Here is a 12,010-nt window from a genome sequence, read left to right on the forward strand (position 1 = left end):
AAATTTATTTAAAATAAAAATCAATGACCTAGTGTTATCTCTAATAATTAAATAAAAATATCATTGTGTCGATAAAAAATAAATCTTATCGATATGCGCATATAGGTATTTTTATCATGAGTATTAAACGAACCGTAAAATTAGGCTCTTCTTTACTGTTATTGATTTTTATTCTATCGTCTGCCTTATCTTCATTTTTTATTTATAAAATGCAAAACAATTTTACTCAAGTTGATGTCTTATCTGCACGTTATGACGATGTGTTGATGGCTCGTTATCAACTGGCTATTATGCGTTCTAATGTCAATTATCTATTACAAGACAAAGATAGTCGTGTCGCAGATCGTAACAAAATTATTCAGCAAAATAAAAAGCTAGCTATCATGGCTAAAAACACCATGGAAACATGGGTGAAAGAGAAGAAAATGACTGTTGCAGCACAAAAAAATGCTGATGATATTTCGACGTTATTTTATAATCTGATAGATAAATTAGTTTTAGATCCTAATAAATTAGCGACAATAAAGATAAAAGCTAATCAATTTGATCAAGATTTTGAACATCTTGATCAATTATTTGAAAAATATATTCAGACTAGAAATAAAAATAGTCTCTACCTTACTCATAAACAAGATTCAATGGTTGAGTTTTCTATCTACTCAACAATTATCTCATTAATTATTTTATTAATTGTTTTGTACTTTGTGCTTCATTGGATCAATAAAACCTTTGTCTCTAATCTTAATACATTGTCTGAGATATTAAATAAAGTAGGTAATGCTGACTTGGTTTTTTCTGTACCACAAGTAAAAAATGATGAGTTTGGTAAACTTTTTTCTCGTGTCAGTGATATGCAAAAAGCATTAACCTCGACAATCTTTTCTGTCAAAAAAGAGGCTATGGATATAAAAGGGGGCGCATTTAAAATTGCTTCTGGTAATCAAGAGCTTTCATCTCGTACAGAAGAACAATCCAGTGCTTTACAACAAACCGCTGCCAGTATGGAGCAGATCAAAATAGCCGTTGCTAACAATACCGATAACACAATTGAAGCAAATAATATTATTAATCAATCTACTGACATTGTTATGGATGGCGCTAATGTCATGAAAGAAGCCGTGTTATCGATGAAGAAAATAGAACAAGGTGCAGTGAAAGTTGGGGAAATTAATGATGTTATTAATAAATTAGCCAATCAAACTAATATTTTGGCCTTAAATGCCGCCGTAGAAGCAGCAAGAGCAGGCGAACAAGGGCGTGGGTTCACCGTTGTGGCCGCTGAGGTACGGAACTTAGCCGCAAAAAGTGCTGAAGCAGCAAAAGAGATTAGCCAAGTTCTTAAAGCATCTATCAATGATGTTACCTATGGTACAAATTTAGTTAATAAAAGCGGTGAGTGCATGCAAGAGATTGTCTCTTCCATTTCAAAAGTAAACAAGATCATGCAAGGGATTAGTTTAGCGTCTGAAGAGCAACGTCTTGGTGTCGAACAAATTGCAGTAGCAATTAATCAAATGGATACGGTAGTACAACAAAATGCCTCTTTGGTCGATCTCGCCGCTTCTTCTACCATGATGTTAAACGATAAAGCACAAGTGCTGATGGATAATGTCGCAGTCTTTAATATTGACGATCTTGAAAAAGAGCCAGAGCAGAAACAAGAGTTAATCAATGAACAAGAATAAACTACCATAATAGTATAAAACATCATCTTTTATCACTGAGGGTGGTGTGTGTAAAACATTTGTGTCGATAATTCTGATTAATGAGTAAATAAAATCTATCCACTGCCGATATATGAATACATTTATGTTATTTAATTACCGGGGTGGATTATTTCATGAGTATTGAAAGAACAGCGAAAGTAGGCTCTATTATACTATTAGCTATTTTCTTAGTGACATCAGCTTTATCATCGTTTTTTATTTATCAAATGCAGGATAATTTTGCTTCATTAAACTCGTTAACCACGAGATTAAATAATGTACAAGAGGCAAGATATGAACTAGCAACCATACGCTCTCATGTTAACTTTTTAGTCAATATTGGTCATGAAAATTTAGATATGCAAGAAACCAAAGCTCGATTAGTTTCTGAAGCTAAAACATTAGCGGCTAAATCAAAAGAGACAATTAACGCTTGGGAAAGGGAAAGCAAAATCAGTGCTGACGCACAAAGAAACTCAGAACAATTATCGGCACTATTTATCAAACTCGTCGATACTATTATTGCGCCTATTGATACGCTAGCTTATGAAAATATTGATTTATCGAAAGATTTTTCAAAACTTGCTGAGTTGTTTGATGAATACTTAGTGATAACTCAAAATGTTAATGATCAAATTGAAGACGAACAAAAATGGATGTTTCAACTCTTTATTTACACTACATGTATTGCTTTAGTGATACTGATTGGACTGCTTTATTTAGTGATCCGTTGGGTTAATAAAACCTTTCTCTTTAACCTCAATACACTCTCTGCCATTTTGCAAAAAGTGGGAGAAGGGAATTTAAACTTCTCGTTACCCAAAAATAGAAAAGATGAGTTTGGTACACTATTTTCTCATGTCGGTGATATGCAAAATGCACTGACATCGACTATTGGTTTGGTGAAAGAAGAGGCATTAGTGATCAAAAGCGGTTCAGCAGAAATCGCAGCGGGTAATCAAGATCTCTCTTCTCGTACAGAAGAGCAAGCGAGTGCATTGCAACAAACCGCAGCCAGCATGGAAGAGATAAAAATTGCGGTAGTGAATAATACCAATAATGCCGTATTAGCAAACTCTATCACAGCACAAACGCGTGATTTGGCTATTGATGGCGCTAGCATTATGAATGATGCCATTACTTCGATGAAAAAAATTGAAGTCGGTACGTTAAAAGTCGCTGAAATCAATGACGTGGTAAACAATATTGCCAGTCAAACCAATATTCTTGCGTTGAATGCGGCAGTGGAAGCCGCTCGTGCAGGGGAGCAAGGGCGGGGTTTTACAGTTGTTGCAACAGAGGTTCGCAATTTAGCAGCCAGAAGTGCGGAAGCCGCTCGTGAAATTAATCAGATTATTCGAGCTTCTGTGGCGGATGTCGCACATGGTCGTGAACTGGTTAATAAAACCGGTGAGCATATACAAGAAATTGTCACCTCAATTACCAAAGTAAGCGATATCATGCAGGGAATTAGCATTGCATCGGAAGAGCAAAAAGTGGGAATTGAACAAATAGCCGTCGCGATAAATCAAATGGATTCTGTGGTTCAGCAAAATGCGGCTTTAGTAGAACAAGGAGCCACCTCAACCATGATGTTAGATGAAAAAGCACAAAATCTGACCGATAAAGTATCAGTTTTTCAAATCAAAGAATAAGCTTATCTTTAATTAATACATTAATATTTTAGTAAAAATAAACTCACCTTAGTTGAAATATTAGGGTGAGTTTTTTTATTTTATGGCTAATCGATAAGGCGATTATTTCTTTTCTCTTCGTTTATTATTGAAAAATAATTATAGACAGCGCAAACTTTAGTGTTGTTAATAGTGCAATATAAAAACAGATAACTATTCCCTTCACCTGCAAATGACGAGGTTATTGCGTATCGATATTAAACAGTTATTTTATTTAATCGCTTTGGATAAAACGCAACATTTTGGTCAAGCTGCCGAGATGTGCCATGTTACGCAACCTACCTTATCAATGCGATTACGTAATTTAGAAAAAGAGCTTGATGTGGTTCTTATCAAGCGTAGCTCTCGCTTTGAGGGATTTACCGAAGAAGGCGAGAAAATATTAAAATGGGCGAAAACTATGCAATCTGCTTACGATGGATTACAAGCAGAAGCCGCTAACTTTCGACAGCAACTATTTGGGCAACTGCGTATAGGTATTGTGCCTTTAACCAATTTAAATCCTATGCTGATGTTGCAGAAAATATCGGCACTATTCCCTGAGATAAGTTTTCAAGTGCTCTCAACGAATAGTGAAAATATTATAGATCGACTTAATAGTAATAGTCTTGATATTGGTATCTGCTATTTGGAAAAAGCGAATACTCAACAGCATGAAATTTATGCATTAAAACAAACGGAGTTAGGGCTTTTATTTCATCGCAATCACTTTATGCCTTCAACAAGAACTATCTCGTGGCATGAAGCGGTTAAACAACCATTGGCTTTATTAAATAAAGAGAATCACTTTAGGCAATCCGTGGATTTAGCTTTTCAGCGTTATAACTTACACCCCAAGGTGTTGGTCGAAAGTAGTTCTACATTACATCTTATACAATCAGTTAATGCAGGGTTTTGCGCCTCGATTGTCCCTATTGCTAAAGGTATGGAAAATCTCAGCCAAGATCTAGATGTTGTACCTATTGTTGATGCAACCATTAATGCCCCATTGGGGATTGTGATCCGCAAAGAAGAGCCGCGCTCTATATTAATTGAAAAATGCTTTGCACAAATGCGTACTTACTTAGAAAGTACAGGTCTATAGATGGATAGAGATAAAAAGGCGAGTATTAATAAATAGCTCGCCTTTGTTTTTTGTTTTGCGTATGAATTATGATTAAGCGACTTGTGTTTTTTTATCATAAATTCTGACAGGTATTGCTTTATAAGAGGGGGTTCCACTCTCTTTATCAATATAATCTAATGGTACAAGGACATTGGCTTCTGGGTAATAAGCGGCCACTGTGCCAGGAGCAATGCTAAATGAAACAACAGTTATATTATCAAGCTGTAGTTTTCTATTTTCGCTGACCGTTTCAATGGTGACTTTATCACCTTCGTTTAAGCCTCTTGCTATCATATCGACATTATTCATAAACAGTATATCGCGTCTACCAAAGATGCCACGATAGCGATCATCAAGTGCATAAATGGTCGTATTATATTGGTCATGACTACGAATAGTGACTAAACGAAGAACATCATCACCCATGACCATTTTATTCTCTTTCACACCTTTAAATACCGAGAACATGGCTTTACCTGTGGGGGTATTCCAAACTCTCTCAACGGCAGGGAGTGGCATACGGAAACCACCGGGGATACGAATTCGTTGGTTGTAATTATCAAATCCGGGAATGGTTTTTTCAATCATATCGCGAATAAGATCATAACTTTCCGTAAATCTTAGCCATGGGGTTTTGCTATCTGTCAGTGTTGCAGCAGCCATTTTTGCAACAATGACAGGCTCTGATTTTAATAATGGTGAAGCGGGTGTTAATTTGCCAGAAGAGGCATGCACCATTGACATTGAGTCTTCGACCGTGATCGATTGACGACCTAATGCTTGTACATCTAATTCTGTTCTTCCCAAGCAAGGTAATATAAAGGTATTTTTTGCCGTTAATAAATGAGAGCGATTTAATTTAGTGCCGATGTGTACACTTAAATCAAGCTTTCTCATTGCAGCAAATGATTGTTGAGGGTCGGGTAATGCCACGGCAAAATTACCCCCTAAACAAATTAACGCTTTTGCTTTGCCATCAACCATCGCTTGCATTGCGTTAACTGCATCGTGACCATGTTTATAAGGTGGTTTAAAACCAAAAGTTTGTTCTATTTTTTGTAAAAATTCGACAGATGGTTTTTCTGTGATCCCAACAGTTCGGTTACCTTGCACATTAGAGTGCCCACGTAATGGACATATGCCAGCACCCGGCTTACCAATATTCCCTTTCATTAATAACAAATCAGCAATCAGACGCACATTCGCTGTACCTTTGTTATGTTGGGTGATCCCCATACCATAGGTAATAATGGTGGCCGGAGAATTGGCATAAAGGAGTGCGACACTCTCAATATCTGCTTGCGAAAGGCCACTTTCACTTTCAATATCTTGCCAAGAAGTTTGTTTAAGATCTTCAACTACGGCTTCAAAACCTAGTGTATGCTCAGCAATAAAATCGTGGTCGAGAATATCTCCACGCTCATTATCCCACTCAATTAAGGTTTTCATAATGCCTTTTAACGCCGCAGCATCACCACCGGCTTTGACTTGATAATAAGATGAGGCGATATTGGTTGAGCTATAAGTCGCCATCTCAATAACACTTTGAGGGTCGGTAAATCGCTCTAAAGCACGTTCTTTCAATGGATTAAATACAACAATAGGTACACCACGACGAGCTACTTCATGCAGTGTTCCCATCATTCTTGGGTGATTAGTTCCAGGGTTATGTCCAATGGCAATAATGAGTTGAGTGTTATCAAAGTCATCTAAAGAAACTGTGCCTTTACCTATGCCAATCGATTGAGGTAAGCCTACACTAGTCGGTTCATGACACATATTTGAGCAATCAGGAAAATTATTGGTGCCATATTCTCGCGCAAACAGTTGGAATAGATACGCGGCTTCGTTGGAAGCTCTACCTGAGGTGTAGAATTCAACACTATCAGGTGATGGCATATTTCTTAATAGCTCACCAATACGAGTAAATGCTTGCTCCCAAGTCACAGGACGAAGAGTGTCAGTATCTGCATCATAAGCGAGAGGATGGGTTAAACGACCGTAGCCTTCTAATTCGAAGTCTGACTTTGTCAGCAATTCTGTTACGGTATGTTGTGCTAAAAATTCAGGTGTGACTCTTTTTTTTGTTGCTTCCCATGTGACCGCTTTAGCTCCATTTTCACAAAATTGGAAAGTAGAATGATGCTCTTTGTCTGGCCATGCACAGCCGGGGCAATCAAAACCATCAGGCTGATTAGTATTAAGCAATGTTTTAGGTGCAATAAAAGCATCCATTTGAGTGCGTACCGCGATTGCTGTTGCTTTTAATGCCCCCCATCCTCCTGCGGGTCCATTATAGGGTTTCACTCCAGGAATAGGTGATTTTTTCTTACTCATATAGGCATTCCTAAAACGTTAATAATAATATTTAATGATGAATAGTTGGCAGGTGAATATAAAAAGCAATATGGTTATATAATTTAAAATATATTTCTTACTAGGAATAAAGGATATATTCAAACTTGTTAATACCAATAAATAATAAGTTATTGGTATTAAAATTATATAATCTGCAATTCTTCTGTTACTTAAGAAGTTAAAATAATGTAATTATATTGTCAATGAGTAAAATAGGCTAAATGACGCTTTATAACTTTATTTTATATGATGATAGAGCATATCTATCGTGTGATAAAATCAATTTATTTGACTCTCTGTTATTACTTGGTTAAAAATGTTAGTACGCTAATGGACAAGTTTTTTAAACTTGATTTATTGAAAAAATGACGAAATAACAGTTTGTTGGCTACCATGGTATCGTTATGTGATTTATTACGTAATGATTTTTTGTTGTTCTCTTTTTTAGTAATTAAGAGAGGGGAATTTAAATAGTATATCTATATAAACTCACTATCTTCAGTTTTTACTTTCTGAAAATAAAGTGAGGTTAATCAGCATTCATAATAAAAACTAAATAAGATTTTTGTGAGAAAAATATAATTAGGATAATAGATAATGAATAAATTTATAGAATATAGATTTATATCGAGAGAGGCATTATGTTTGGATTAGATGCTTTTCACCTAGCAAGAATACAATTCGCGTTTACCGTTTCATTTCATATTATATTCCCTGCTATCACCATAGGATTAGCTAGCTTTCTAGCCCTATTAGAAGGCTTATGGTTAAAAACAAAAGAACCAAGTTACCTTTCTCTATATCAGTTTTGGATAAAAATTTTTGCCGTAAACTTTGGTATGGGTGTGGTATCAGGGTTAGTGATGGCATATCAATTCGGGACTAACTGGAGTGGTTTTTCACAATTTGCCGGTAGTATCACAGGGCCGATGCTAACTTATGAAGTCTTGACCGCCTTTTTCTTAGAAGCGGGATTTCTTGGCATTATGTTGTTTGGTTGGAATAAAGTGGGGCGAAAACTTCACTTCTTTGCAACTTGTATGGTAGCGCTTGGCACATTGATTTCTACTTTTTGGATCTTGTCATCCAATAGTTGGATGCAAACACCACAAGGCTATGCTATTGAAAATGGTGTTGTCGTGCCTGTTGATTGGCTACAGGTCGTGTTTAATCCTTCCTTCCCTTACCGTTTATTGCATATGTCTATTGGGGCTTTTTTAGCCAGTGCTTTATTTATCGCCTCTTGTGCCGCATGGTTATTATTAAAAGGACAAAATACAGCACCTGTACGAAAAATGTTTTCTATGGCCTTATGGTTAGTACTAATTATTGCCCCCATACAAGCGTTTGTAGGAGATGCTCATGGATTAAATACACTAGAACATCAACCGGCTAAAATCGCAGCTATAGAAGGGCATTGGGATAATGCAACGAAAGAAGCGACTCCGCTGATTTTATTTGGCATCCCAGATATGGCAGAAGAAAAAACAAAATATGCGATTGAAATTCCTTATTTAGGTAGCCTGATCCTTACCCATAGTTTAGATAAGCAAATTCCGGCATTAAAAAGTTTTGCGCCGGAAGATAGACCTAATTCTAGCATTATATTTTGGTCATTTAGAGTCATGGCAGGTTTAGGTATGCTGATGATTTGCTTAGGTTTGTTGAGCGTTATTTTACGTAAGAAGAAAAGACTCTATCACTCACCCCTTTTCTTACGCTTTGCATTATTAATGGGGCCTACAGGACTGATTGCGATCCTTGCGGGGTGGTTTACCACAGAAATTGGCCGTCAGCCTTGGGTTGTTTATGGTCTACAACGTACCAAAGATGCCGTTTCTGCTCATGGTGATATTCAAATGAGTTTGAGCTTATTGGCCTTTATTTTGGTTTATTTTTCAGTATTTGGCATTGGGTATTTTTATATGGTGCATCTGATGAAGAAAGGCCCTGTAGTGCTTAAATCCGGCCAATTAACACAGGGTGAAAAATAATGAATATTGATTTTTCGATGATTTGGTTTGCGATCATTATTTTTGCCACACTTATGTATATTATTGCAGATGGATTTGATCTGGGGATTGGCATTATTTTGCCTTTTACCCGAGATAAAATACAAAGAGATACCATGATTAATAGTGTGGCACCAGTTTGGGACGGCAATGAAACATGGTTAGTATTAGGAGGGGCTGCGCTCTATGGTGCTTTTCCTCTTGCCTATGCAGTTATTATTGATGCGTTAACAATACCACTGACATTGATGCTTATTGGGCTTATTTTCCGTGGTGTGGCATTTGAATTTCGCGTTAACGCACTTCCTAAACATCGCCTATTTTGGGATTCAGCTTTTATTGGTGGCTCTTTTCTTGCTACCTTTTGCCAAGGGATCACAGTAGGTGCAGTTATTAATGGTTTTAATGTGACAGAGCGCCATTTCAGTGGCTCGGCATTGGATTGGTTAACACCATTCCCTATTTTCTGTGGTTTTGCTTTGTTAGTCACTTATGCATTGTTAGGCAGTTCATGGTTGATTATGAAAACAGAGCATCAACTGCATCGTAAAATGTGCACTATAACGGTGTATCTGGCTATTACATTGCTGGTGGTGATTGCAATAGTAAGCTTATGGACACCACTCACACATGCAGATATTGCACAACGCTGGTTTAGTTTACCTAATTTATATTTTTTATTACCTGTTCCGTTGCTCGTATTGGCTTGTGCTTGGGGCATTGTTCGTAGTGCCTATAATTATGGTCATTATCAGCCTTTTCTATTATCACTTTTATTGGTACTTATTGGTTTTGCAGGATTAGGGATCAGTATCTTTCCTTATATTATTCCACCTTCTATTTCGATTTGGCAGGCGGCAGCACCTGTTTTAAGTCAGCAATTTATGTTAGTTGGAGCGGTTATAATTATTCCTGTGATATTAGCCTATACCAGTTGGAGTTATTATGTATTTCGTGGAAAGGTAAATGCCAATGAAAGTTATCATTAGTCATTTTTTAACAATAAAACCAACGAAAAAGAAAGCTCGTTGGTATCAACAAATCGGATGGATGATAATTATTTGGTCTTTAAGTGTATTAAGTCTTGCAATTATCGCCTCATTATTTAAATTATTAATGTACAGCGCAGGAATGAGAACGCATTAATAACATAAAAGATGTATTATTAATAAAAAAGGCAGTGTTATTAATTAACACTGTCTTTTTTATTTGTTTTTATTTTATTAATTACAATAAATTATAATATTGGTCAGGTTTAACTCTGATGGGGAGTGGAGTGATATCTTGCATCTCTAATAAATTCCTTTCTATGGTGTTACATATTGCATTTAATGGTAAGTCATTGGCAGAAACACCGAATGGATCTTCTAACTCTTCAGCTAATGAGTCCCAAGATAAAAAAGTATAAGAGATAAATACGGAAACAAATGGCGTCATATAGTGGAGATCGGCAACCAATGCAAAAGGTAGCAGAGCACAGAATAGATATACCGTACGTTGCAATATGAGCGTATAGGCAAAAGGTACAGGAGTATTTGAAATACGTTCACAGCCACCCAATACATCAGATAAGTTATTAATATCTTTATTAATTGATTGAAAGATAACATCACTTATTACTTTGTTATCTCGCAATTCACCAATTTTTAGGCCAATATGCAATAAAATCCGATTAGTGGGGTAAGGGCTATTCATTATCTCATCAAATAAAGGTCGGGGTAAGAGGCGATAGAGATCGACCATTGGGTTTGTTTTTCTTAGCTCATGTTTTAGACTCCAACTAAAAGCAATAAGTAGATTAGAAAAGTCACGATTAAATTGTTTATCTTCCGGTAATAAGGCTTTTATATTTCTTAATATGTTGCGATGGGTAATTAACATATTTCCCCATAATGTCCTTGCTTCCACAAGTCGGCTATAACTTGCATTATTTCTAAAACCAAGAAATATTGCGATAGCAATACCTAATAAACTAAATGGGGCAACAGTTAAATGAATACCTAATAATTCATACCATTGATAAACCAAAATAGCGATAATAGACATTGCAATATTAAGACATAAGCGAAAGATTATTTTTGATAGCACTGAACCGTGCCAATCAAATAACCGAAAAAACCAGTGTTGATTAGGACGTATGACCATAATAATAGTGATATAAAAAGAAAGTTTGTTAAGTTATTATCGCAATAAAATAAATAATAATCTAATTAATTCTATTGAAAGATTAAGATTGTTATATCAACAATATAGTTGATATAGCCCAGTCCGAAAGTTCAGACTTTCATAATACACTTAATTTCTTTCCTCATCTTCAGAAAGGGAATAATTCAAACGCTGAACCAATGGGGTATTTTCAAAAAAACTTAAGATTTTTAAGTTTGTTTTTGTCCATCACTTCAAACCCTTATAATTCCATTCTCTTTTCTTATGTATTCAATACAAATATTCAAAAGACCTTCAGTGACATAACTCAGAAATGCAAGCTCTTCATCTAGCCACTGGCGTAACTGTTCTTCGGTAACAGAATAAACCTCATTATCAAAAATTTGAGATCCTTCGTTTTCTTCATCAACATAGCACCCGATCACTTCATCAAATAAAACCGTGCCTTTAAACTCGTTATATAAATCCATATCTGTACACATCCGCTCCAGTGGGGGTAATTCCTGCGACCCAAAATAGTCATCCAATTCTTCATTGGTATAAATAGCGGATTTGAGAATATGTTTCCATACATGTTCTGGACAGTATTTTTTTGTATTAATTAAACTAAATCGTTCTAGCCCGCTTTCTTCGATGGGTTCTGGATAGATAGTAATGAAAGCGGAGTATGTAAAAGTAAATTTTTTGCGTAATAGCTCCATTAATAACGGATTTACTTTTTCATATTTTTCATAATCAGTGTGTAGGGATTCAAGCATTGTTCTTAATGTTATGAGACATTGGCATTTTTCAAAAAGAGTTTTGCTTATTGTTGTTGCATAAACAGCTTGCTTTGCTTCTTTTTCATAATCTTCAATATTGTTATACTCTTTGAAGGTTTTAAAATCCTTTTCAGTTATTGTATTTTTTCTTGCCAACCATAAAACTCTAATCCTGCAAATAACCATCAAAACAATTAGAAATAACAAA

Annotated in this window: 9 protein-coding genes; 6 read left to right on the plus strand and 3 right to left on the minus strand. The window is 35.8% G+C overall.

Annotated features, from left to right (window positions below; all coding sequences use genetic code 11):
* Window positions 1-116 precede the first annotated feature (116 nt).
* From AACU95_RS12970 to AACU95_RS12980, 3 genes are all read left to right on the plus strand, one after another.
* A complete protein-coding gene (locus AACU95_RS12970) occupies window positions 117-1,685 on the plus strand; it encodes a methyl-accepting chemotaxis protein (RefSeq protein WP_004245601.1) in 1,569 nt (522 codons plus the stop codon).
* A gap of 155 nt (window positions 1,686-1,840) precedes the next feature.
* Window positions 1,841-3,361 (plus strand): methyl-accepting chemotaxis protein, encoded by a 1,521-nt coding sequence (locus AACU95_RS12975; RefSeq protein ID WP_036907414.1) that lies wholly within the window; start codon window positions 1,841-1,843, stop codon window positions 3,359-3,361.
* Between the two features lie 211 nt (window positions 3,362-3,572).
* Window positions 3,573-4,484 carry a LysR family transcriptional regulator gene (locus tag AACU95_RS12980; RefSeq protein WP_004245595.1) on the plus strand — a complete coding sequence of 304 codons (912 nt, stop codon included), beginning with the start codon at window positions 3,573-3,575 and terminating at the stop codon, window positions 4,482-4,484.
* 72 nt (window positions 4,485-4,556) lie between these two features.
* Here the strand turns inward: AACU95_RS12980 and AACU95_RS12985 are convergent, their stop codons facing one another.
* Entirely contained in the window at window positions 4,557-6,842 is a 2,286-nt protein-coding gene (locus AACU95_RS12985; RefSeq protein ID WP_074561620.1) for an FdhF/YdeP family oxidoreductase, read from the minus strand.
* A gap of 662 nt (window positions 6,843-7,504) precedes the next feature.
* Here AACU95_RS12985 and AACU95_RS12990 point away from each other — a divergent pair.
* The 3 genes from AACU95_RS12990 to AACU95_RS13000 are packed head-to-tail and all read left to right on the plus strand — an operon-like array spanning window position 7,505 to window position 10,021.
* Entirely contained in the window at window positions 7,505-8,857 is a 1,353-nt protein-coding gene (locus tag AACU95_RS12990) for a cytochrome ubiquinol oxidase subunit I (RefSeq protein WP_049236423.1), read from the plus strand.
* Entirely contained in the window at window positions 8,857-9,864 is a 1,008-nt protein-coding gene (gene cydB, locus AACU95_RS12995) for a cytochrome d ubiquinol oxidase subunit II (protein WP_012368333.1), read from the plus strand. Before AACU95_RS12990 ends, cydB begins: the two co-directional genes overlap by 1 nt.
* Complete coding sequence (locus AACU95_RS13000) at window positions 9,842-10,021, plus strand: DUF2474 domain-containing protein (RefSeq protein WP_004249453.1); 180 nt, start codon at window positions 9,842-9,844, stop codon at window positions 10,019-10,021. The genes cydB and AACU95_RS13000 overlap by 23 nt, the downstream gene beginning before the upstream one ends.
* 81 nt (window positions 10,022-10,102) lie before the next feature.
* Here the strand turns inward: AACU95_RS13000 and AACU95_RS13005 are convergent, their stop codons facing one another.
* A complete protein-coding gene (locus AACU95_RS13005) occupies window positions 10,103-11,020 on the minus strand; it encodes a bestrophin family protein (RefSeq protein ID WP_004249454.1) in 918 nt (305 codons plus the stop codon).
* Between the two features lie 254 nt (window positions 11,021-11,274).
* Entirely contained in the window at window positions 11,275-12,009 is a 735-nt protein-coding gene (locus tag AACU95_RS13010) for a DNA-binding protein (RefSeq protein ID WP_237612009.1), read from the minus strand.
* Between the last annotated feature and the right edge of the window lies 1 nt (window position 12,010).

The sequence above is a fragment of the Proteus sp. G4415 genome (assembly GCF_963896075.1).
GTDB classification, from domain to species: Bacteria; Pseudomonadota; Gammaproteobacteria; order Enterobacterales; family Enterobacteriaceae; genus Proteus; species Proteus mirabilis.

What these genes read in the sequence shown, in the direction of transcription:
- AACU95_RS12970 (WP_004245601.1), top strand. Translation starts at nt 117, where the DNA reads ATGAGTATTAAACGAACCGTAAAATTAGGCTCTTCTTTACTGTTATTG.
- AACU95_RS12975 (WP_036907414.1), top strand. Translation starts at nt 1,841, where the DNA reads ATGAGTATTGAAAGAACAGCGAAAGTAGGCTCTATTATACTATTAGCT.
- AACU95_RS12980 (WP_004245595.1), top strand. Translation starts at nt 3,573, where the DNA reads ATGACGAGGTTATTGCGTATCGATATTAAACAGTTATTTTATTTAATC.
- AACU95_RS12985 (WP_074561620.1), bottom strand. Translation starts at nt 6,842, where the DNA reads ATGAGTAAGAAAAAATCACCTATTCCTGGAGTGAAACCCTATAATGGA.
- AACU95_RS12990 (WP_049236423.1), top strand. Translation starts at nt 7,505, where the DNA reads ATGTTTGGATTAGATGCTTTTCACCTAGCAAGAATACAATTCGCGTTT.
- cydB (WP_012368333.1), top strand. Translation starts at nt 8,857, where the DNA reads ATGAATATTGATTTTTCGATGATTTGGTTTGCGATCATTATTTTTGCC.
- AACU95_RS13000 (WP_004249453.1), top strand. Translation starts at nt 9,842, where the DNA reads ATGCCAATGAAAGTTATCATTAGTCATTTTTTAACAATAAAACCAACG.
- AACU95_RS13005 (WP_004249454.1), bottom strand. Translation starts at nt 11,020, where the DNA reads ATGGTCATACGTCCTAATCAACACTGGTTTTTTCGGTTATTTGATTGG.